This is a genomic window from Thauera sp. WH-1, assembly GCF_047806685.1.
In the GTDB taxonomy this organism is placed as follows: domain Bacteria; phylum Pseudomonadota; class Gammaproteobacteria; order Burkholderiales; family Rhodocyclaceae; genus Thauera.
In genome coordinates this window covers 94,732-116,879 of record NZ_JBLQGP010000011.1, presented here as the reverse complement: position 1 = coordinate 116,879, position 22,148 = coordinate 94,732, and the positions used below count along the sequence as shown (strand labels likewise).

Below are 22,148 nucleotides of genomic sequence, written 5' to 3'. Positions count from 1 at the left end.
GTTGTTGTCATCGGGCGCGGCGCTCAGCCGGCCTTCTTCACGTACCGGGTGGCCACATAGTTGTCGACGATGGCCTTGAACTCGGCCGCGATGTTGTCGCCGCGCAAGGTCACGACCTTCTCGCCATCGACGAACACCGGCGCCGCCGGGGTCTCGCCGGTGCCGGGCAGCGAGATGCCGATGTTGGCGTGCTTGCTCTCGCCCGGGCCATTGACGACGCAGCCCATCACCGCCAGCGTCATGTTCTCGACACCGTCGTACTGCTCGCGCCACACCGGCATCTGCGCGCGCACGTAGTCCTGGATGCCGGAGGCGAGCTCCTGGAAGAAGGTGCTGGTGGTGCGCCCGCAGCCGGGGCAGGCGGTGACCATCGGCGTGAAGGCGCGCAGACCCATGGTCTGCAGGATCTCCTGCGCGACCACCACCTCCTGCGTGCGGCTGCCGCCCGGCTCGGGGGTGAGCGAGATGCGGATGGTGTCGCCGATGCCTTCCTGCAGCAGCACGGCGAGCGCGGCCGTCGAGCCGACGATGCCCTTGCTGCCCATGCCGGCTTCGGTGAGGCCCAGGTGCAGCGCATAGTCGCTGCGGCGGGCGAGATCGCGATACACCGCGATCAGGTCCTGCACGCTCGACACCTTCGCCGACAGGATGATGCGTTCTCTGCCGAGGCCGTATTCCTCGGCCTTCGCCGCCGACTCGAGCGCCGACACCACGAGCGCCTCGCGCATCACCGCGCCGGCGTCGCGCGGTTCGGCGCGGCTGGCGTTCTCGTCCATGATGCGCGCCAGCACGGCCTGGTCGAGACTGCCCCAGTTGACGCCGATGCGCACCGGCTTGTCGTAGCGGCAGGCGAGCTCGACGATGGCGGCGAACTGCGGATCGCGCTTCGCCCCGGCGCCGACGTTGCCGGGGTTGATGCGGAACTTGGCGAGCGCCTCGGCGCAGGCCGGGAAATCGGTCAGCAGCTTGTGGCCGTTGTAATGGAAGTCCCCCACCAGGGGCACATCGAGGTTGAGAGCGAGCAGGCGGTCGCGGATCTTGGGCACCGCCGCGGCGGCGGCCTCATTGTTCACCGTGATGCGCACGATCTCGGAGCCGGCGCGGGCGAGTTCGGTGACCTGCATCGCGGTGCCGAGCACGTCGGCGGTGTCGGTGTTGGTCATCGACTGCACCACCACCGGTGCGTCGCCACCGACCCTGACCTTGCCCACGCGGACCTGGCGGGTGCGGTGGCGCGACAGCGGGCAGGCCTCGATGAGGTGTTGATTCTTGTCCTGATTCATGGCGTTACGTGCTTTCAGCGCAGGGTCAGACGGGCGACCGAGCCGCGGATGTGCGCAGCCAGATCGACCGGCTGGCCGTTGAATTCGAGCGTGACGCTGGCGGCATTGCCGACCACCAGCGCAAAGGGCGGCGTACCCTGGACCGTGCGCGAACTTCCCGCGCGATTGGTCCCGGAGTGCAGGATGCTGCCTGCGCCATCGCGCACCTCGACCCAGGAGTCGGCGGCAAAGCGAAAACTCAGCTGGCTGCCCTCCAGTGGGGCTGCCTGCTCGGTCGGGGGCGCTGCGGCCGGCGCCGGCGCGACCTCGGCGTCGACGATTGCGCCCCCCTCTTCCGCCGTGGGAACTGTCGTTGGCGCGGGCGCGTCCGCTGTCGCTTCGGCTGCCTCGGCGGGCGCCTCTGGCTCGCCCACGGCAGCGGCCACGGCGGACTCGGGTGCCGCGCCGGCCTCGCCCTCCGGTGCCGCAGGCTGGCCGAGCGGCGCAGGCACGACGGGTGCGGGCAGGATCGACGGCGACTCGATCGGCTGCATCGGCGCGGGCGCAAAACCTGGCGTCAGCTCGACGCTCTGGCTGCTGGCCGACGATCCGGGCTCGGTCTGGAACCAGTCGAAGTACCAGCCCGCCGCCACCAGCACCAGCAGCACGACGACCACCAGGCCGGACGGGAAGCTGCCACGACGCGGACTGCTGCCACTGGGCAGGTCGCCGTCGGCATTGCGGATGGGCGACAAGTCGGGCGACCCGACCCCGGCCATGCGCTGCACACCATCGAGCAGCGGTGCCGCGTCCAGGCCCAGGTAGCGCGCATAGTTGCGCATGAAGCCGCGCACGAAGGCCATGCCCGGCAGCGCGGCGAAGTCATCGCGCTCGAGGGCCTCGATCTGGCGCGGGCTCAGCTTGAGGGCGAAGGCGACCTCATGCACCGACTGGCCCCGCGCTTCACGCTCGCGGCGCAACCGGCTGCCCGGCGAGGAGGAGATGTCGGCCGACGCGGGCGGCGCGAGGTTTTCGGACTGCATGCTGCTCACTCGTACTTCCCTTGAATCATCAGTTGATACTCGTCGGAGTCGGCAAAGCGGGAGCCCAGCTGCGAAGCATAGCTCGCCTCGGCATCACGATTGCCCAGGCGGCGCTCGGTGCGCAACCCAAGCCAGGCCGACGCCGAACTCGGGCCCAGTTGCTGATGCAGGCGGATCAGCTGGGTGCGCGCCTGCTCGAAGCGACCACTGCGATACGCGATGTCGGCAAGCTGGTACAGCGCCTGCCCGTTCTGCGGATCGGCCTGCACCGCGCGCAGGAACTGCACCTCGGCGGCAGCATCGTCATTGATCCGCAGGTAGCACAGCCCGGCATTGGTGAGGGGACGCGTCGGGTAACGGTAATACGGGTTGCGCGCCGCCACCGCAAGGCGCTCCAGGCCCTCGGCCTCCCTGCCCTGGGCGCACAGGAACCAGCCATAGCTGTTGTTGAAGTCGGGGTCGCCCGGCGCGAAGTGCAGCGCGCGTTCGAAATTCTCGCGCGCGGCGGCGTTCTCTTCGATCAGCATGTAGGCCAGCCCGAGCAGGTGGTAGGCCGGTGCATAGTTGGGGCTGTCGTTGAGCGCGATCCGCGCCTCGTCGAGCGCTACATCGTAACGGCCCACCTCGAAATAGGCCATGCCCAGGTCGACATGCACGCGCGCGCGGGCATCGGCCGGTGTTGCCGGTGTGATGTCGGACATCGGGCGAGTGATGCTGCTCGCCACGCTGGCGCTCCCGCCCGGAGTGGTCGCGCACCCTGCCAGCAGTGCTGCCGCCAGGGTCGTCGCCAGTAAGACCGAACCACGCTTCATCCTCGCTCCTCCGTGACCTGTTTCAGGCGAACCGTACGCCGGGTCTTGTCCTGCACCCGGCCCGCGAGCTGGCCGCAGGCCGCATCGACGTCGTCACCGCGCGTCTTGCGCGTCGTGGTGACGATGCCGGCGTCAATGAGGATACCGGCAAAACGGCGGATGCGTTCCGCCGGCGAGCGCAGGAAGCCCGAATTCGGGAAGGGGTTGAAGGGGATCAGGTTGAACTTGCACGGCGTGTCGCGCACCAGCGCGACGAGCTCGCGCGCGTGCGCGTCGCTGTCATTGACGCCGTCCAGCATCACGTACTCGAAGGTCACGAAGTCACGCGGGGCGCGCTCGAGATAGCGCTGGCAGGCGGCCATCAGCTCGCGCAGCGGGTACTTCTGGTTGATCGGCACCAGGCGGTCGCGCAGCGCGTCGTTGGAGGCATGCAGCGAGACCGCCAGCGCCACCGGGCACTCGTCGCGCAGGCGATCCATCGCCGGCACGATCCCCGAGGTCGACACGGTGACGCGGCGGCGCGACAGGCCGTACGCGTGGTCGTCGAGCATCAGGCGCAGCGCGGTGACGACGTTGTCGAAGTTGGCCAGCGGCTCGCCCATGCCCATCATCACGACGTTGCTGATGATGCGGCCGTTGTCCTTCTCGCCAGCTTCGAGGTCGTCGGCTGAATCGCGTGCCGCGCCCAGCAGCTTGTTGGCGAGCCACAGCTGGCCGATGATCTCGGCCGCGCTCAGGTTGCGGTTGAAGCCCTGCTTGCCGGTGGAGCAGAACGCGCAGTCGAGCGCGCAGCCCGCCTGCGAGGACACGCACAGCGTGCCGCGGTGGGCTTCAGGGATGAACACGGTTTCGACCGCGTTGGCATTGCCCACGTCGAGCAGCCACTTGCGCGTGCCGTCGGCCGAGATCGAGTCGCGCACCGGCACCGGCGGACGGATCACGGCGATGTCCTTGAGCCTGGCGCGCAAGGACTTGGCGACGTCGGTCATCGCGTCGAAATCGTCGCAGCCCTCGCGGTGCATCCAGCGCATCACCTGGCGGGCGCGGAACGGCTTCTCGCCCAGCCCGGCGAACCAGGCGACGAGACCGTCGACATCGAAATCGAGCAGATTGACCGGATTGGAAGTGCTCACGCCTGAAACTTCACTCATTCAAGGCCGGGGCGGCAGACGGCCCCGCCGTAATGCAAACGGCCCGATCACGCCGCGCGCGGTGCGGAAGGCACCGCGACGCATGCGCGACGGGCCGTTGGAACGGACCGCTCAGCGCGAGTAAACGTTCATGCCGGGGAAGAAGAAGGCCACTTCCACGGCAGCGGTCTCGGGGGCGTCGGAGCCGTGCACCGCGTTGGCGTCGATCGACTCGGCGAAGTCGGCGCGGATGGTGCCCTTGTCGGCCTTCTTCGGGTCGGTGGCGCCCATCAGCTCGCGGTTCTTGGCGATCGCGTTCTCGCCTTCCAGGCACTGGATCATCACCGGGCCGGAGGTCATGAAGGACACCAGGTCCTTGAAGAAGGGACGCTCCTTGTGCACGGCGTAGAACTCGCCGGCCTCACGCTCGGACAGGTGAGCCATCTTGGCGGCGATGATCTTCAGGCCTGCGCCTTCGAAGCGGGCGTAGATCTGGCCGATCACGTTCTTGGCGACGGCGTCGGGCTTGATGATGGACAGGGTGCGTTCGATTGCCATGGAAAACTCCGGGACTGCGCTCGAAAGAAGCGCGAGGTTTGGAAAAAAGCGCGAAATTTTAACAGGTTTCGCATCACACCGATGCCTGGCACGCACGCGGGAATGTAAGCCGGCGCAAGCGGACAGGCCAAAAAACAATCCCCGCCGGGCGTCGCCGCCTGACGGGGATTGCATCGCAGTGCTGCGGCCGCGCGCCGAGCGCGGCCGGGCTGCAGCGCTTACATCATGCCCAGCGCCTTGGGCAGGAAGGTGGAGATGCTCGGGACGTAGGTGATCAGCATCAGGAACGCCAGCATCGTGTATAGCCAGGGCAGCACCGCCTTGCTCATCTCGGTCAGGCCCGCCTTGGTCACGCCGCTGGCCACGAACAGGTTCAGTCCGAGCGGCGGCGTGATCATGCCGATCTCCATGTTCACCACGATCATCACGCCGAAGTGGATCGGGTCGATGCCCAGCGCCACCGCCACCGGGAACAGGATCGGCGCCAGGATCAGGATGATCGAGGACGGCTCCATCAGCATGCCGGCCACCAGCAGCAGCAGGTTGACCACGATCAGGAAGCCGATCGGGCCCATGCCGCTGGCCACGATCGCATCGGCCATGCGCTGCGGGATCTGCTCGCTGGTCAGGATGAAGGAGAACAGCACCGCACTGGCGATGATGAACAGCAGCATCGCGCTCATGTTGGCCGAATCGAGCAGCACGCGCGGGATCTGCTTGAAGGTCAGGTCCTTGTACACGAAGACCGCGATGAAGAAGGCGTACACCGCGCTCATCGCCGCCGCTTCGGTCGGGGTGAACATGCCCGAGTAGATGCCGCCCATCACCACCACGATCAGCATCAGGCCCCAGAAGGCCTTGCGGAAGGACTTGAGGCGCGCGCCCCAGTCAGCCCGCTTCATCGTCGGGTAGTTGTTCTTGCGCGCCACGTACCAGGTGGTCACGCCGAGCATGAAGGCGAGCATGATGCCCGGGATGACGCCGGCCATGAACAGCGCGCCGACCGAGGTGTTGGTGGTCACCGCGTACATCACCATCACGATCGAGGGCGGGATCAGGATGCCCAGACCGCCGGCCGAGGCCACCACGCCGGCGCCGAAGCGCACCGGATAGCCCTGCTTGATCATCGCCGGAATCAGGATCGAGCCGATCGCCACCACGGTCGCCGGGCTGGAGCCCGACACCGCCGCGAAGAGCGCGCAAGCCAGCACCGCCGACATGCCCAGGCCGCCGCGCAGATGGCCGACCATGGAGGTGGCGAAGTTGATCATGCGCCGCGCCACGCCGCCATGGGTCAGGAAGTTGCCGGCGAGGATGAAGAACGGGATCGCCATGATCTCGAACTTCTCGATGCCGGTGAACATCTTGAGCGCCACCGACTCGAGCGGCACATCGGTGAAGATGAACATGAAGCTCAGCACCGTGAGGCCGAGCGCCACCCCTACCGGCATGCCGATCGCCATCAGGACGACGAGCAGGCCGAAGATTGCAATCGAATTTGTCATGATCTCGTCCTCCTCACTTGCCCTGGCCCGGACGCTTCGCATCCGGCTGGCCACCGCGGGCATGTTCGATGTCCTCGGCGATCGAGATCGCCTCGCCTTCGAGCAGCACGCTCTCGTCGTCGCCCTCGTCCAGGCCTTCGACATGGCCGTGGTCGTGGGTCGGCAACTCGCCGCTGCGGGCAAAGCTCACCATCACCTGCAGGAAGCGGTAGCACATCAGGAAGGAACCGAGCGGCACGGCCGAATAGACGATCCAGGTCGGCCACTCGAGGTCGGGCGTGGTCGGCCCCTCGAAGTAGTCGCCGGTATCGCGGCCGAACAGCGACAGGGTCTCGTAGGCCATACCGTTCTCCCACACGAAGAAGGCGCCGAACAGGCCGATGAGCGCGGTGAAGATCACCCCGCAGATCAGGCCGATGTGGATCAGCACCGCGCGCGGCGTGCCCGACAGCTTGTTGACCAGGATGTCGACGCCGACATGGATGCCGGTGCGCACGCCGTAGGCGGCACCGAACTTGGCCATCCACACGAACAGGATGATGCAGAATTCCTGCGCCCAGCCCACGTTCATGTCGAGCAGCCAGTCCTGCACCACGGGAATCTCGTAACCCGAGGCGTAGCGATGCACCACCGAGATGAAGATCACGATCGTCGCCACGGCCATCAGGGCGCTGATGATGATCTCCTCGAGGCGGTCGAGAAGCTTGTTCATGATTGTTCTCCCCCGAAAAAACGCCCGTCGCTCACGAGGAGCCAGACGGGCGCTGCTGGGTGTGAAGGAAGGTGATTACAGCTTGGCCGGGTCGAAACCGGTTTCCTGATAGATCGACTGGATCAGCTCCTTGCCGATGCGCGACTCCATCTTCTTGTGCACCGGCACGAAGGCTTTCTTGAAGGCGGCCTTCTCTTCCGCGCTCGGCTCGTAGATCTCGGTCTTGCCGGCGGCGCGCACGCCCTCGAGCGCCTTGTCGTTCTCTTCCTTGGCGATCTGGTTGGCATAGACGGTGGACTCGGCCATGGCCTTGTCGAGCTGGCTGCGGATCTCGGCCGGCAGGCCGTCCCAGAACTTCTTGTTGGTGATCACCGCGTAGCCCAGGTAACCGTGGTCGGTCAGCGTCATGTGCTTCTGCACTTCATGCATCTTCTGCGTGAAGAGGTTGGAGTGCGGGTTCTCGGTGCCGTCGACCACGCCGGTCTGCAGCGCCTGATAGACCTCCGAGAAGGCCATCACCTGCGGCAGCGACTTGACCTCGCGCATCTGCTCTTCCAGCACCTTCGACGACTGGATGCGCATCTTCTTGCCGCGCAGGTCCTCGGGCTTCTTGATCGGGGTGTTGGCCGAGAAGGACTTGAAACCGTTGTCCCAGAAAGCCAGACCCTTGATGCCCTTGGGCTCGAGCTTGGCGAGCAGCTGCTGGCCGACCGGGCCCTGGGTGATCTTGTTCAGCGCCTCGTAGCCGTCGAAGATGTACGGCAGATCGAAGACCTCGAACTCGCGCACGCCGAGCGGGCCGAACTTCGCCAGCGACGGGGCGAGCAGCTGGACGGCGCCGAGCTGCAGCGCTTCCATCTCTTCCTTGTCCTTGTACAGGGTGCTGTTGGCATAGACTTCGACCTTGACCGCACCATTGGTGTATTGCTCGGCAAGCTCCTTGAACTTCTCGGCGGCCTTGCCCTTGGGCGTGTCCTGGGCGACGACGTGGCTGAACTTGATCACGATCGGGTCCGCAGCGACCGCCGTGGCGGACAGACCAACGGCAACCAGACCAAGCAGAAGTGAACGAATCTTCATGAAAGGCATCTCCTCCAGATACAGCGCTGATGAATTTTCTCGGGCCGCAGGCGACTGGCCTGCGACCACTGCACCGCGATAAGTTCTGCTGTGCTGGGCATCAGTATCCTTTGCGCTCCCGGGGCCTGCTATTGTGGAAGTCCGCAGCCGTGATTACCGCAAGCTCCCCGTCCGCCGGATGCCACCCTCTGAACCGATGAGCTCGTCCGCCCCCAGCGCGCCGCCTGCCGCGGCCGCCGCCCCCGTCAGCCCGCGCCGGCGCTGGGTGCAGCACCTGCCCTATCTGAGCCTGGCGCTGTTCATGGCGGCGATCGCCGCGCTGGTGTGGCTGACGCGCGCCTACGATGCCGACGAACAGCGCACCACACTGCTCAACGACGTGCTGTGGATGGAGCAGAACCTGCGCTTCCACCTCGATCGCAACGAGATCCACCTGCAGCAGATCGGTCCCGATCTGTTCGCCGAGCGCAGCCTGCAGGCGCCGACCGAAGCCCGGCTTGCCAGCCTGCTCAATCAGGAGCGTGGCCTGGTGCAGATCCTGTGGCTGACGCCTGAGGGGCGCGCGGCGGGCGCCATGCCGCCCACGCCGCCGCCGCGCCCGGCGGACGAAAGCGCCGAGGGCTTCCCGAGCGAGAGCAGCTTCCGCCTCGCGCGCGGCATCGGCCGGCCGGTCTATGGCCCGGCCTACGCCGCGCGAGGCAACATCCATCATTTCGAAGTGCATGTGCCAGTGTGGTCGGACGAAGACCTGCTGGGCGTGGTGGTGGGGGTGTATTCCCTGCCCGACCTGGTCGTGCGCGAGCTGCCGTGGTGGTTCTCGGAGCGTTATCGCGTCGCCGTGCTCGACGCCGACGGCAACGAGATCGCCGCCAAGTCCAAGGTCGCCCCGCTGTCCGCGCAGCTCGCCTACAGCATGCCCTTCGACCCACCCGGTCACGGCCTGACCTTGCAGATCACCGCCTACAAGTCGGAGACGCGCTGGATCCCGCTGCTGCTGGGCGGCTCGCTGGTGCTGCTGGCCGGCATCATCATCTGGAGCGTGACCCAGCTGCGCCGCGAGCTCGCCCGCCGCCAGCAGGCCGAGACCGCGCTGCGCGCCGAATCCGCTTTCCGCAAGGCGATGGAAGACTCGCTGCTCACCGGCATGCGCGCTCGCGACCTCGAGGGCCGGCTCACCTATGTGAATTCCGCTTTCTGTCGCATGACCGGCTTCGATGCCAGCGAACTCGTCGGCCTCAAGCCACCGATGCCCTACTGGGACCCGGACCACCTGGAGGAGACCCTAGAGCTGCATCGCGAGATCATGGCCGGCGAGAGCTCGCCGCAGGGCACCGAGGTGCGGCTGCGACGCAAGAACGGCGAGGTGCTCGACGCGCTCGTGTTCGAGGCACCGCTGATCGACGCCAGCGGCCGCCATGCCGGCTGGATGGGCTCGGTGCTCGACATCACCGAGCAGAAGCGTGCGCGCGAACAGACGCGCCAGCAGGAGGAGCGCCTGCAGCAAAGCTCGCGCCTGATCACGATGGGGGAGATGGCCTCCACCCTGGCCCACGAGCTGAACCAGCCGCTGGCCGCGATCGCGAGCTACAACAACGGCTGCATCAACCGCCTGCACGGCACCCAGCTCGACCGCGACGAGCTGCTCGACATCCACGAGCGCATCGGCCGCCAGGCGCGGCGCGCGGGCGAGATCATCCGCCGGGTGCACGACTTCGTGCGCCGTTCCGAGCCGCGACGCGAACCGCTCGAGCTCAACGCCGTCATCCGCGACGCCGTCGGCCTGATCGAGGCCGATGCGCGCAAGCGCGGCGTCCAGCTCATCAGCACGCTAGCCCCGGCGCTACCGCTGGTTGCCGCCGATGCGGTGATGATCGAGCAGATCGTCATCAACCTCGTGCGCAACGCCATGGATGCGATGCGCGACACCCCGGCCGCGCTGCGCCAGGTCCTCATCGCCACCGCCCGTGAGGGGCGCTTCGTGAGCATCTCGGTCGCCGACCGCGGCGCCGGCATCGACGCCGAGACCGCCGCCCGCCTGTTCGAGCCCTTCTTCACCACCAAGAGCAGCGGCATGGGCATGGGGCTCAACATCTGCCGCTCGATCGCCGAACTGCACCATGGCCGCCTGACTTTCGAGGCGCGCCCCGGCGGCGGTACCATCTTCTTCCTGTCGCTTCCCGTGGAACCACACGCCGCATGAGCACCGCCTGCACGCACATCATCGACGACGACGAGGCCATTCGCGACGCCCTGCAATGGCTGTTCAAGACACGCGGCGTCAGCTGCCAGACCTGGCCCGGTGGCGAGCAATTCCTCGACGCCTGGCGCCCGGAATGGCGCGGCTGCATCGTGCTCGACATCCGCATGAACGGCATGAGCGGGCTGGAGTGCTTCGACACCCTGCTCGCGCGCGGCTGCGAACTGCCGGTGATCTTCATCACCGGCCACGGCGACGTGCCGATGGCGGTCGCCGCGCTCAAGAAGGGCGCCTTTCATTTCATCGAGAAGCCCTTCAACGACCATGACCTGGTCGATCTGGTCGAGAAGGCGCTGGCGCTCGACGCCGACCGCCAGCGCGCCGCCGCCAGCCGCGAGACCATCGAGGCCCGGCTGGCGACGCTGACCACGCGCGAACGCGAGGTCATGGAGCTGATCCTGGAGGGCAAGTACAACAAGGTGATCGCCGACAATCTGTCGATCTCGATGCGCACCGTCGAGGCGCACCGCTCGCGCATCTTCGAAAAGATGGAAGTGCGCTCGGCGGTCGAGCTCGCCCAGCTCCTGACCACGCTGCGCGGCTGAGTACTGCGCGCCCGCTCAGGCCGGGGGCGCCAAGCCAGGATCCTGCCCGACCGCTTGCCAGCGTGGCAGCACGCCGGGCTCGTCGGCGGCACAGGTCCAGCCCGCCGCGACGCCGATGCCGGCCACCCAGACCGCCTCGCCATCGGCCCACAGCACCGGCAGGCGATCGCGCATCCAGGCGGGGATTCCGGCCTCCTGGCACAGCTTGCGCAAATCGCGGCGCGGGCGATTGGGCGCCAGTTGCAGTTTCATGCCCGCGCGGCGTGGCGCCAGCCGCAGTCCCTGCGCCGCCTCGAGCCGAGCCAGGCTCAGGCCGATGCCGATGCCGCGCTCGAAATGCACCGCCCCGCCCCCCCACGGCAGCACCGCCTCGCCGCGCCAGGCGCTGGCCAGCGCCGGCAGCACTGCCGCGGCCTCGAGCCAGACTTCGGCGCGATAGGCGCAGCACACCCAGTCGCCGAATACAACGCGCAGCGGCCGATCGGCCGCGACGCTGTGCAACTGGCGCAAGACCTCATCGACCCGCGCCCGCGACGGCGCCTGTCCACCCAGCTCGCGCAGCTGCCAGCGCAGCAGGTTCGCCTGTCGCGCCGGACTCAACGCAAGCAGGCGTGGGCGCCGCCACGGCATGCCACCGCAGGCCCGACCATCGAGGGCGGCGAGCTCGGCGAGCAAGGCGTCGGCCTCGGCAAAGTTGGCGCTTGCGCGCGCCAGCGCGGGCACTGCCGCCGGAAACAGGGATTCGACCACCGGCAGCACGCGGTAGCGCAAGGCATTGCGGGTGAAATGCAGCTCAGCGTTGCTTTCGTCCTCGACCCAGCACAGGCCCTTGCGCTGTGCCCAGGCCACAATCTGCGCGCGACGCAGCGCCAGCAGCGGGCGCAGCCGGCCACGACGCCTGCCCCGGGCCGCAACGATGGGCGCCATCGCCGCCGCACCGCGCACCCCCGCACCGCGGAAGAGCCGCAACAGCAGCGTCTCGGCCTGGTCGTCCTGATGGTGGCCGAACACGAGCCAGTCACAGGCCACGCCGTCGAGCGCCGCATGCCGCGCCGTGCGCGCCGCGGCCTCGAGGCCCTCGCCGTGCCCGCGCTCGACCGTGACACGAAGGACCTGCAGGTCCACGCCGGCGATCGCGCAACGCGCGGCACAAGCCTGCGCCCAGGCGTCGGCACGCGGGCTGAGGCCGTGATGGACATGCGCCGCCGACAGCTGGAAACCGAAGGCCGGCTGCAGCCGGCGCAGGATCTCGAACAGGACCACCGAATCGACCCCACCCGAGAGCGCGCAGCACAGGCGCTGGCCGGCGCCAAGGCCGGCACGGGTGAGCACCTCGGCAGCGGCCTCGAGCACCGGGTCGCCCATTACCGCCGGGTCGGCGCTGGCGTGCATGTAGAGACTGCCCTGCGTCGGCGTGAGCGGGTCAGCCCGGCGCCCTCAGGGCCGGCGCGGCACTCAGGCCGCCTTCTCCTTGAAGCGGCCGTAGCTCATCAGCTTCTCGTAGCGTTGCGCCACGAGCTCGGACGGGGTCAGCGCCTCGAGCTCCCGCAGGGCATCGCCGAGTGCGCGCTTGAGGGTGGCCGCCATCGCACGCGGGTCGCGGTGCGCACCCCCGACCGGCTCGTTCACCACCTTGTCGACCAGGTTCAGCGCCTTCAGGCGCGCGGCGGTGATGCCCATGGTCTCGGCCGCATCCGGCGCCTTGTCGGCGCTCTTCCACAGAATGGAGGCGCAACCCTCGGGCGAGATCACCGAGTAGGTGGAGTACTGCAGCATCAGCACCTGGTCGGCCACCGCGATCGCCAGCGCACCGCCCGAGCCACCCTCGCCGATGATGGTGCTGACGATGGGCACCTTGAGCTCGGCCATCAGGTAGATGCTGTGGCCGATCGCCTCCGACTGGCCGCGCTCTTCGGCGCCGATGCCCGGATAGGCGCCCGGCGTATCGACGAAGGTGAACACCGGCAGGCCGAACTTCTCGGCGAGCTTCATCAGGCGCATCGCCTTGCGGTAGCCCTCGGGTCGCGGCATGCCGAAGTTGCGCGCGATCTTCTCCTTGGTGTCGCGGCCCTTCTGGTGGCCGATGACCACGCAGGACTGGCCGTTGAAGCGCGCCAGCCCGCCGACGATCGCCTTGTCGTCGGCGTAGCTGCGGTCGCCGTGCAGTTCCTGGAAGTCGGTGAAGATCAGCTCGGCGTAATCCAGCGTGTAGGGGCGCTGCGGGTGACGGGCGACCTGCGAGATCTGCCACGGCGTGAGCTTGACGTAGAGTTCCTTGGTCAGCGACTGGCTCTTGGCCTCGAGCCGGCTGATTTCGTCGGAGATGTCCACGGCCGGATCGTCCTGCACGAAGCGCAGTTGGTCGATCTTTGCCTCGAGTTCGGCAATCGCCGTTTCGAAATCCAGAAAGGTGGTGTTCATCCAGCCGTTCCCAGTCAAAAAATGACCGCCATTGTAACGCCAGCCGGGCTGGGGCGTGTGCCGTCGTCGCTGCACCGCCGCATGCGGCCCGGTCAACGCATCGGGGCGGCCCCATGATGGCGGCCGCCCCGATGCCCTGTCGCCCGCACCCGAAGGCGCAGCCGGTTCAGTCGTTGTTGGCGAAGCCCAGCAGGTGCAGCAGGCTGGTGAAGAGGTTGAAGATCGACACGAACAGCGTCACCGTGGCCATGATGTAGTTGGTCTCGCCGCCATGGATGATGTTGCTGGTCTCATACAGGATGAGGCCGGACATCAGCAGCACGAAAGCCGCGGAGACGGTCAGCGACAGGGCCGGGATCGAGAAGAAGATCGCCCCCAGGCCGGCCAGGAAGGCCACCAGGATGCCGACCATCAGGAAGCCGCCCATGAAGGAGAAATCCTTCTTGGTCGTCACCGCATAGGCCGACAGACCGAGGAAGATCGCCGCCGTGCCCGCCATCGCCTGCATCACGATGCTGCTGCCATTGGGCAGCGCCAGGTAGGCCGAGATGATCGGGCCGAGGGTGAAGCCCATGAAGCCGGTCAGCGCGAACACGAACACGATGCCAAGGCTGCTGTTGCGGAACTTGCTCGTCAGGAAAAGCAGACCGAAATAGCCGATCAGGGTGAGGATCAGACCGGGATGCGGCAAGCCCATCGCCATCGACAGGCCGGCGGTGAGCGCCGAGAAAGCCAGCGTCAGCGACAGCAGCATGTAGGTGTTGCGGATGACCTTGTTGGTCGACAGGACTGACGCTTCCGAGCGCGTCATCGTCATGCGGTTTTCCATTGCGAGCGTTCCTCCAGAGGGAAGTTAAGGATTTGTTTTATGAAGCCGGAAGATCAGGCAGGCATGGCGCCAAGCGTGCTTGCCGCCCGCTGCGGGCGCTGATTGCGCCGCACACGCTGCGCCAGCACCCGCGCGACACGGTCCGCCGCCTCATCAACCGCAGCCCGGACCTCGATCTGCGTGATGGCGAAGACCACGTCCGGCAGGTTGCGCAGCCGCAGTTGTACCACGCATCGCTTGTCCGTGCCGCCCCGCGGTCCATTGACATCGGCCACCTTGACCCGCGCCCACTGGATATGGTCGCGAAAGCGTCCGATGGCAAAGCGCATCCGCCGCGTCACGTAGTCACGCAGCCCGGGTGCAGCCTCGACATTGTCGCAGTGCAGATCGATACGCATGTGCAGTCTCCTTCGTTCTTGTCGCGCAATTGCCGTCGGGCACCACGCCTCGACGGATACTAACGCTCAGACTCTTCGATAAAATCCCGGTTCAACAGAATCTTTATCAGATTTTTTCGAAGTATCTTCAGCCTGCGCCATAGGGTGCCACCCGATGCTCAACTACAAGCAGCTCCACCACTTCTGGACCGCAGCCCGTGCCGGTGGGATCGTGCGCGGCGCAGAACGTTCCGGACTCGCGCCCCAAACCCTGTCCGGGCAGATCGCCGCGCTCGAGACCGAGCTCGGCGTCAGCCTGTTCAAGCGCCAGGGCCGGAATCTGGCGCTGACCGAGAGCGGACGCATGGTGCTCGACTACGCCGAGGAGATCTTTCGGCTCGGCAGCGAGCTCGAGGACGCCCTGCGCAGCCGGGCCGCAGGGCGGGCCGTGCCCTTTCGCGTCGGCATCGCCGACGTGGTGCCGAAGGCGATTGCCTGGCTGCTGCTGGCGCCCTCGATGGATCTGCCCGAGCCGATGCGCATCGTCTGCCGCGAGGGCAAGTTCGATGCCCTGCTGGGCGAGTTGGCGATCCACAAGCTCGACGTCGTGCTCGCCGACAGCCCGCTACCGGGTAATATGGACGTACGCGGCTACAGCCACGCGTTGGGAGAGTCGACGATCGGCCTGTACGCGACGCCCGCGCTCGCGACCTCGCTGCAGGGCGACTTTCCGGCCTGCCTGGACCGTGCCCCACTGCTGCTGCCGGGCGCTGAAGCGAGCGTGCGTGCCCCCCTGCTGCGCTGGGTGGAGGCCGCGCGGATCAGACCACGCATCGTCGGCGAATTCGACGACAGCGCCCTCATGCGCGCCTTCGCCGAGGCCGGCGCAGGGATCTTCCCGAGCGCCTCGCTGGTCGGTGAGCAGTTGTGCAAGCAGGCTGGCATGGTGCACCTGGGCAACGCCGACGGCGTCACCGAGACCTATTACGCCATCTCGGTCGAGCGCAGGCTGACGCACGCGGCGGTGCGCGCCATCAGCGAGGCCGCGATGGCGAGTCGCCAATTGGGCAAGCAGAACCCGAGCTGATTTGATTTTCGACCGCAGGCGATCCAGAATCGCGGGCCGGAAGGAAAGGCGCCGTTTAGCGCAGACAGCGACCCTGAGCGCCCTTCGACGTGAGGGAGGGTGCAGATGGTGCCGGGAGGGGGACTCGAACCCCCACACCTTGCGGCGGCGGATTTTGAGTCCGCTGCGTCTACCGATTCCGCCATCCCGGCATGGGACGCGCATTATGTCCGAACAATCCCGGCGCGGGCAAGCAAGGCGGCATGCGCCACCGCGCGGCGCGGCGCGGACGATGTTCGCGTGCAATTCACCACTTCTGCCCTGATCTCCATGTCACTGACCCTGAACGACTTCGACTACCTGCTGCCGGCCGATCTCATTGCCCAGACGCCGCTGCCCGAGCGCAGCGCCAGCCGGCTGCTCGTCGTCACCCCCAGCGCCGGCGCGGCCCCCGTGCTGGCCGACGCCTGCTTCACCGAGCTGCCCGACCTGATCGGGGCGGGCGACCTCCTCGTCTTCAACGACACCCGCGTGATCCATGCCCGCCTGCATGGCATCAAGGACAGCGGCGGCCAGATCGAGGTGCTGATCGAGCGTGCCATCGGCCCGCACGAGGCGCTCGCTCAGATTCGCGCCAGCAAATCACCCCGGACCGGGACCCGGCTTCGCCTTGCCGACGCCTTCGACGTCGAGGTGCTGGGCCGGGTCGGCGAGTTCTTCCACCTGCGCTTCCCGCAGGGCGAGAACCTGTTCGCGCTGCTCGAGCGCCGCGGCAAGCTGCCGCTGCCGCCCTACATCCAGCGCGCGGCCGGCGACGCGGACGAGACCCGCTACCAGACGGTGTATGCGCGCGAACCCGGCTCGGTCGCCGCCCCCACTGCGGGCCTGCACTTCGATGAGGCGCTGCTCGAGCGCATCGCGGCACGCGGCGCGCGCTGCGCCTGGCTGACCCTGCACGTGGGCGCCGGCACCTTCCAGCCCGTGCGCGTCGACGACCTTGGCGAGCACCGCATGCACCGCGAGCGCTACGTGATCCCGCAGGAGACCGTCGACGCCATCGCCGCCACCCGCGCCGCCGGTGGACGCGTGATCGCGGTCGGCACCACCAGCATGCGTGCGCTCGAGGCTGCGGCCCAGGACGGCGCACTCGAAGCCGGCAGCGGCGAGACGGAGATCTTCATCCTCCCCGGTTTCCGCTTCCAGATGGTGGATGCGCTGATCACCAATTTCCACCTGCCCAAGTCCACCCTGATGATGCTGGTGTCGGCGTTTGCCGGCATGGACAGCATCCGCCGCGCCTACGCCCACGCGGTCGAGGCGCGCTACCGCTTCTTCAGCTACGGCGACGCGATGTTCCTCACCCGCCGCAACGAAGCCGAGAACGACGAGCTCGACAATGCAATTTGAACTCCTCACCACCGACGGCGGCGCCCGCCGCGGCCGCCTCACCCTCGCCCACGGCGTGGTCGAAACCCCGGTTTTCATGCCGGTCGGCACCTACGGTACGGTCAAGGCGATGACGCCGGCGATGCTCGCCGACATCGGCGCGCAGATCTGCCTGGGCAACACCTTCCATCTGTGGCTGCGCCCCGGGCTGGACATCATCGCCGCCCACGACGGCCTGCATCGCTTCATGGCCTGGGACAAGCCCATCCTCACCGACTCGGGCGGCTTCCAGGTGTTCAGCCTGGGTGCGCTGCGCAAGATCAGCGAGGAAGGGGTCAAGTTCGCCAGCCCGATCGACGGCGCCAGGCTGTTCCTGACGCCCGAGATCTCGATGCAGATCCAGACCGTGCTCAACTCGGACATCGTGATGATCTTCGACGAGTGCACGCCCTACCCCGCCAGCCGCGACGAGGCCGCCAAGTCGATGCGCCTGTCGCAGCGCTGGGCGCAGCGTTCGCGCAACGAGTTCGACCGCCTCGGCAACAGCAACGCGCTGTTCGGCATCGTCCAGGGCGGCATGTACGAGGACCTGCGCGACGAGTCGCAGGGCGTGCTCGAAGACATCGGCTTCCACGGCTTTGCCATCGGTGGCCTGTCGGTAGGCGAACCCAAGGAAGACATGGCGCGCATCCTCGCCCACACCGCGCCGCGCCTGCCGCAGGGCAAGCCGCGCTATCTGATGGGCGTGGGCACACCGGAGGACATCGTCGACGGCGTCGCCGCCGGCATCGACATGTTCGACTGCGTCATGCCCACTCGCAACGCGCGCAACGGCTGGCTGTTCACCCGCTACGGCGACATCAAGATCAAGAACGCCGCGCACAAGACCGACACCCGGCCGCTGGACCCCTCGTGCGACTGCTACACCTGCCGCAACTTCAGCCGCGCCTACCTGCACCACCTGCACCGCACCGGCGAGATCCTCGGCAGCATGCTCAATACCGTGCATAACCTGCGCTACTACCAGACCCTGACCGCCGAGCTGCGCGACGCCATCGCCGCAGGCCAGCTCGAGACCTACGTCCGAGGCTTCCGCAGCGAGCGCGCCACCGGCACGCAATGAGCGGATGCAAGGAATGAATGAAACCGGCGCCCGGCGCCGACGTCCCATGCAACCGGCCCCTTACCCGGCTGCTGCTATAATCGAGCGCTTTTTTGCCAACCCGGAGTTATCAACGTGCTGATTTCCAATGCCTATGCCCAAGCCGCGGGCGGCGACCCCACTGGCGGCCTGATGGGCCTGCTGCCCCTGATCCTGATGTTCGTGGTGCTGTGGTTCCTGATGATCCGCCCGCAGATGAAGCGCGCGAAGGAACACAAGGCCATGGTCGAGGCCCTCGCCAAGGGTGACGAGGTGGTGACCGGCGGCGGCATCGCCGGCCGCGTGACCGACGTTGGCGACAGCTTCGTGCAGTTGGAGGTCGCCAACAACACCGTGGTCGCCGTGCAGAAGCAGGCCGTCGCCACCGTGCTGCCCAAGGGCACGCTGAAGTCGCTGTAAGCCTTCCACGCGCCGGTCGGCCCCAGGTCCGCCGGCGCGTTTCGCTTCACCCCACCCGCTGCACTTGCTGCAGCCGGCCTCGCGCCCCGTTCGCTGCCCCGCTTCGCACGTGACCGTGACGCCTCCACACCTCTCCCGCCGACGATGAACCGCTACCCCCTCTGGAAGAACGCCCTGATCGTCCTCGTGCTGCTCTGGGGCCTGCTCTACACCCTGCCCAATTTCTACGGCGAAGTCCCGGCGGTGCAGGTCTCGAGCGCCAAGGCCACGCTCAAGCTCGACCCCGCGAGCACCACCGACCGCCTCAACAGCGCCCTGCGCGAGGCCGGCATCGCCCACACCGGCGTCTTCTCCGACGCCACCAGCGTGCGCGCCCGCTTTGCCGACACCGAGCAGCAGCTGCGCGCCAAGGACGTCATCGAGCAGGCCTTCAACCCCGATCCCGCCGACCCCTCCTATGTCGTCGCGCTCAACCTGTTGTCGGCCTCGCCCAGCTGGCTGACCTCGATCAAGGCCCTGCCAATGTATCTTGGCCTTGACCTGCGCGGCGGTGTGCACTTCCTGCTCGAGGTCGACATGCCCGGCGCGCTGACCAAGCGTCTGGATGCCACCACCGGCGACCTGCGCACCCTGATGCGCGACAAGAGCGTGCGCCACGCAGGCATCACCCGCGAGGGCAACACCGTCGTCATCCGCTTCCGCGACGCCGAACAGCGCGAGGCCGGCCGCCGCGCCATCCAGGACGCCAGCAACGACCTGCAACTCGCCGACCGCGATGACGCCGCCGACGACCTCAAGCTGATCGCCACGCTGACGCCGCAGGCGCAGCAGACGATGCGCGACTTTGCCATCAAGCAGAACATCACCACCCTGCACAACCGCATCAACGAGCTTGGCGTGGCCGAGCCGGTGATTCAGCAGCAGGGCGCCGAGCGCATCGTCGTTCAACTGCCCGGCGTGCAGGACGTGGCCAAGGCCAAGGACATCCTGGGCCGCACCGCGACCCTCGAAGTGCGCATGGTGGACGACACCCCGGGCGCGATCGAGCAGGCGCTCGCCGGCAACGTGCCCTTCGGCACCGAGCTCTACAACGAGCGCGGCGGCTCGCCCCTGCTGGTCAAGAAACAGGTCGTGCTCACCGGCGACCGCCTCACCGACGCCCAGCCCGGCTTCGACGGCCAGACCAACGAGCCCGCGGTGCACCTCACGCTCGACGCCGCCGGCGCGCGCATCTTCCGCGACGTCACGCGCGAAAACGTCGGCAAGCGCATGGCCATCCTGCTGTTCGAGAAGGGCAAGGGCGAGGTCGTGACCGCGCCGGTCATCCGCAGCGAGATCGGTGGCGGCCGGGTGCAGATCTCGGGCCGCATGACCACGGCCGAGGCCAACGACGTCGCCCTGCTGCTGCGCGCCGGCAGCCTGGCCGCGCCGATGGAGATCATCGAGGAGCGCACCGTCGGCCCCAGCCTGGGGGCCGAGAACATCACCAAGGGCTCGAACTCGGTGATCTGGGGCTTCCTCGCCATCGCGGTGTTCATGACCGCCTACTACACCTTGTTCGGCCTGGTGTCGGTGATCGCGCTCACCTTCAACCTCGTGCTGCTGGTGGCGCTGCTGTCGCTGCTGCAGGCCACGCTGACCCTGCCCGGCATCGCCGCCATGGCGCTGACCCTGGGCATGGCGATCGACGCCAACGTGCTGATCAACGAGCGCATCCGCGAGGAGTTGCGCAACGGCGCTACGCCGCAGGCGGCGATCTCCGCAGGCTACGACCGCGCCTTCGACACCATCCTGGACGCCAACATCACCACCCTGATCGCAGGCATCGCGTTGCTGGTGTTCGGTTCCGGCCCGGTGCGCGGCTTCGCCGTGGTGCATTGCCTCGGCATCCTGACCTCGATGTTCAGCGCCATCCTGGTGTCGCGCATGATCATCAACTTCATCTACGGCCGCCAGCGCAAGATCGCCAAGCTGCATCTGGGCCAGTCGGCCAACTAAGGGACAAGGACAGAAACGATCATGGAATTCTTCCGTCAGCGATCCGACATCCCCTTCATGCGCCATGCGCTGAAGTTCAACCTGTTCTCCAGCCTCGCCTTCGTGGTCGCGGTGTTCTTCATCGTGCTGCGCGGGCTCAACCTGTCGGTGGAGTTCACCGGCGGCACCCTGATCGAGGTGGGCTACGCCGAGCCGCCGCGCATCGAGGACGTCCGCCAGGCGCTCGCGCGCGATGGCTACCCCGACGCCCAGGTGCAGAACTTCGGCAGCGCGCGCGAGATCCTGATCCGCATGCCCAACCGCGACGACCTCGACACGAGCCGTATCTCCGAGCGCGTGATGACGACGCTGCAAGGCATCGAAGGGCCCGAGGCGCAGCTGCGCCGGGTCGAATTCGTGGGCCCGCAGGTGGGCAAGGAGCTCGCGACCGATGGCGCGATGGCGCTGTTGCTGGTCATCATCGGCATCGTGATCTACCTGGCGATGCGCTTCGAGTGGCGCTTCGCGGTGTCGGCGATCATCGCCAACCTGCACGACGTGATCATCATCATCGGCTTCTTCGCCTTCTTCCAGTGGGAGTTCTCGCTGCCGGTGCTGGCTGCGGTGCTGGCGGTGCTGGGTTATTCGGTGAACGAGTCGGTGGTGGTGTTCGACCGCGTGCGCGAGACCTTCAAGAAGAAGCGCAACATGGATACGCCGGCAGTGCTGGACCATGCGATCACGGCGATGATCTCGCGTACCGTGATCACCCACGGCAGTACCTTGATGATGGTGGTGTCGATGCTGATCTTCGGCGGCGAGACGCTGTATTACTTCGCGCTGGCGCTGACCATCGGCATCTGCTTCGGCATCTATTCGTCGATCTTCGTCGCCAGCCCGCTGGTGATGTGGCTGGGGGTGTCGCGCGAGCAGTTCATCAAGCCGAAGAAGGAGAAGGAAGAGGCGGTGGTCTGAGGCCTCCTCCTGCCAGTTGTAACGAAGGCGCCTTGAGGGGCGCCTTCTTTTTTGAGTGGCAGGCGTTTGCGCGGCTTCGATCCGGCGGCGGGGTCGGGCTGGCGGTCGCCGCCTGCACTCGCGGCCCTGCGCTACGCTCCGGGCTGCCCTCGGCGGAGGACATTGCGGGGGCGGCGACGCAAACTCGGCGCTACGCGCCTCGGACATGCGTCGCCTTGTTTCCCCCGCAACGCCCTCCCCCTCGGCGCTCATGAAGTTGGCTCCCCCCAGCCCGACCCCGCCGCCTCGCGCAACAATTTCCTCAGACCGCAAAAACCTGCTTGACCTTGAGCGTCTCACCGCGCTCGATCAGACCGATCAGGCGGTCGATGTTGGGGTGCTTGCCGGGGTGGGTGCGCGCGTCCTCGGTGTGCTCGGCGTAGAGCTCGAGGCCCTTCTTCGCCGCCTCGGGGCTGATCGCGCCGTAGAGCTGGGCGAGGTGGTTGTAGACCGCCAGCGAGCCGGCCTGGCCGGGCTTGTTCTCGATGCTGGCGACAACCGCGTCGGCGGCGTCGATCAGGTTGAGTGCGGCGAGGTGGGACACGCCGGGCAGGTTCTTGAGGTTGTCGGCAAAAGCCATTCGGGTGCTCCTTGTCGTGAAAACGCCACCGCG

The 22,148-nt window shown here is 67.3% G+C and carries 21 protein-coding genes and 1 tRNA gene; 8 read left to right on the top strand and 14 right to left on the bottom strand.

Annotation, left to right across the window (positions count from 1 at the left end):
- Positions 1-23: 23 nt before the first annotated feature.
- The 8 genes from ispG to ACMV5O_RS12360 form a co-directional block, all read right to left on the bottom strand.
- Positions 24-1,283 carry a flavodoxin-dependent (E)-4-hydroxy-3-methylbut-2-enyl-diphosphate synthase gene (gene ispG, locus ACMV5O_RS12395; RefSeq protein WP_416163743.1) on the bottom strand — a complete coding sequence of 420 codons (1,260 nt, stop codon included), beginning with the start codon at positions 1,281-1,283 and terminating at the stop codon, positions 24-26.
- 14 nt (positions 1,284-1,297) lie between these two features.
- Complete coding sequence (locus ACMV5O_RS12390; RefSeq protein WP_416163742.1) at positions 1,298-2,305, bottom strand: helix-turn-helix domain-containing protein; 1,008 nt, start codon at positions 2,303-2,305, stop codon at positions 1,298-1,300.
- Between the two features lie 5 nt (positions 2,306-2,310).
- Positions 2,311-3,117: a type IV pilus biogenesis/stability protein PilW gene (gene pilW / locus ACMV5O_RS12385; RefSeq protein ID WP_416163741.1), complete on the bottom strand. Its 807-nt coding sequence runs from the start codon at positions 3,115-3,117 to the stop codon at positions 2,311-2,313.
- Entirely contained in the window at positions 3,114-4,250 is a 1,137-nt protein-coding gene (rlmN, locus tag ACMV5O_RS12380) for a 23S rRNA (adenine(2503)-C(2))-methyltransferase RlmN (protein ID WP_416163740.1), read from the bottom strand. The genes pilW and rlmN overlap by 4 nt, the downstream gene beginning before the upstream one ends.
- A 129-nt stretch (positions 4,251-4,379) precedes the next feature.
- The gene (gene ndk, locus ACMV5O_RS12375; protein WP_004292046.1) at positions 4,380-4,805 is read right to left on the bottom strand and encodes a nucleoside-diphosphate kinase; all 426 of its coding nucleotides are present in this window, start codon (positions 4,803-4,805) and stop codon (positions 4,380-4,382) included.
- Positions 4,806-5,023: 218 nt separating this feature from the next.
- Positions 5,024-6,310, bottom strand: coding sequence for a TRAP transporter large permease (locus ACMV5O_RS12370; protein ID WP_416163739.1), 1,287 nt, complete (start codon positions 6,308-6,310; stop codon positions 5,024-5,026).
- A gap of 13 nt (positions 6,311-6,323) precedes the next feature.
- Positions 6,324-7,022, bottom strand: a complete 699-nt coding sequence (locus tag ACMV5O_RS12365; protein WP_416163738.1) for a TRAP transporter small permease — start codon at positions 7,020-7,022, stop codon at positions 6,324-6,326.
- 75 nt (positions 7,023-7,097) lie between these two features.
- The gene (locus tag ACMV5O_RS12360) at positions 7,098-8,102 is read right to left on the bottom strand and encodes a TRAP transporter substrate-binding protein (protein WP_416163737.1); all 1,005 of its coding nucleotides are present in this window, start codon (positions 8,100-8,102) and stop codon (positions 7,098-7,100) included.
- Between the two features lie 196 nt (positions 8,103-8,298).
- Here ACMV5O_RS12360 and ACMV5O_RS12355 point away from each other — a divergent pair, with 196 nt between their 5' ends.
- Both ACMV5O_RS12355 and ACMV5O_RS12350 read left to right on the top strand, forming a co-directional pair.
- Positions 8,299-10,302: a sensor histidine kinase gene (locus tag ACMV5O_RS12355; protein ID WP_416163736.1), complete on the top strand. Its 2,004-nt coding sequence runs from the start codon at positions 8,299-8,301 to the stop codon at positions 10,300-10,302.
- A complete protein-coding gene (locus ACMV5O_RS12350) occupies positions 10,299-10,904 on the top strand; it encodes a response regulator transcription factor (protein WP_416163735.1) in 606 nt (201 codons plus the stop codon). The genes ACMV5O_RS12355 and ACMV5O_RS12350 overlap by 4 nt, the downstream gene beginning before the upstream one ends.
- A gap of 15 nt (positions 10,905-10,919) precedes the next feature.
- Here the strand turns inward: ACMV5O_RS12350 and tilS are convergent, their stop codons facing one another.
- From tilS to ACMV5O_RS12330, 4 genes are all read right to left on the bottom strand, one after another.
- Positions 10,920-12,296, bottom strand: a complete 1,377-nt coding sequence (tilS, locus tag ACMV5O_RS12345; protein ID WP_416163734.1) for a tRNA lysidine(34) synthetase TilS — start codon at positions 12,294-12,296, stop codon at positions 10,920-10,922.
- Between the two features lie 63 nt (positions 12,297-12,359).
- Complete coding sequence (locus tag ACMV5O_RS12340; protein ID WP_416163733.1) at positions 12,360-13,325, bottom strand: acetyl-CoA carboxylase carboxyltransferase subunit alpha; 966 nt, start codon at positions 13,323-13,325, stop codon at positions 12,360-12,362.
- A 166-nt stretch (positions 13,326-13,491) separates the two neighbouring features.
- On the bottom strand, positions 13,492-14,154 hold the full coding sequence (locus ACMV5O_RS12335) for a Bax inhibitor-1/YccA family protein (RefSeq protein ID WP_324537923.1): 663 nt from the start codon (positions 14,152-14,154) through the stop codon (positions 13,492-13,494).
- Positions 14,155-14,207: 53 nt separating this feature from the next.
- Entirely contained in the window at positions 14,208-14,552 is a 345-nt protein-coding gene (locus ACMV5O_RS12330; RefSeq protein WP_324537924.1) for an HPF/RaiA family ribosome-associated protein, read from the bottom strand.
- A 154-nt stretch (positions 14,553-14,706) separates the two neighbouring features.
- Here ACMV5O_RS12330 and nhaR point away from each other — a divergent pair, with 154 nt between their 5' ends.
- A complete protein-coding gene (gene nhaR, locus ACMV5O_RS12325; RefSeq protein WP_416163732.1) occupies positions 14,707-15,618 on the top strand; it encodes a transcriptional activator NhaR in 912 nt (303 codons plus the stop codon).
- Between the two features lie 106 nt (positions 15,619-15,724).
- On the opposite strand, the gene ACMV5O_RS12320 is transcribed toward nhaR, so the two are convergent.
- A tRNA-Leu gene (locus tag ACMV5O_RS12320) sits at positions 15,725-15,809 on the bottom strand.
- A gap of 118 nt (positions 15,810-15,927) precedes the next feature.
- Here ACMV5O_RS12320 and queA point away from each other — a divergent pair.
- The 5 genes from queA (at position 15,928) to secF (ending at position 21,496) form a co-directional block, all read left to right on the top strand.
- The gene (gene queA / locus ACMV5O_RS12315) at positions 15,928-17,004 is read left to right on the top strand and encodes a tRNA preQ1(34) S-adenosylmethionine ribosyltransferase-isomerase QueA (protein WP_416163731.1); all 1,077 of its coding nucleotides are present in this window, start codon (positions 15,928-15,930) and stop codon (positions 17,002-17,004) included.
- Complete coding sequence (gene tgt / locus ACMV5O_RS12310) at positions 16,994-18,106, top strand: tRNA guanosine(34) transglycosylase Tgt (protein ID WP_416163730.1); 1,113 nt, start codon at positions 16,994-16,996, stop codon at positions 18,104-18,106. Before queA ends, tgt begins: the two co-directional genes overlap by 11 nt.
- A gap of 114 nt (positions 18,107-18,220) precedes the next feature.
- A complete protein-coding gene (gene yajC, locus ACMV5O_RS12305) occupies positions 18,221-18,544 on the top strand; it encodes a preprotein translocase subunit YajC (RefSeq protein ID WP_416163729.1) in 324 nt (107 codons plus the stop codon).
- A 144-nt stretch (positions 18,545-18,688) separates the two neighbouring features.
- The gene (gene secD, locus ACMV5O_RS12300; RefSeq protein ID WP_416163728.1) at positions 18,689-20,542 is read left to right on the top strand and encodes a protein translocase subunit SecD; all 1,854 of its coding nucleotides are present in this window, start codon (positions 18,689-18,691) and stop codon (positions 20,540-20,542) included.
- 21 nt (positions 20,543-20,563) lie between these two features.
- Positions 20,564-21,496 (top strand): protein translocase subunit SecF, encoded by a 933-nt coding sequence (gene secF / locus ACMV5O_RS12295; protein WP_416163727.1) that lies wholly within the window; start codon positions 20,564-20,566, stop codon positions 21,494-21,496.
- Positions 21,497-21,797: 301 nt separating this feature from the next.
- Here the strand turns inward: secF and ACMV5O_RS12290 are convergent, their stop codons facing one another.
- Positions 21,798-22,115, bottom strand: coding sequence for a DUF2322 family protein (locus tag ACMV5O_RS12290; RefSeq protein ID WP_416163726.1), 318 nt, complete (start codon positions 22,113-22,115; stop codon positions 21,798-21,800).
- Between the last annotated feature and the right edge of the window lie 33 nt (positions 22,116-22,148).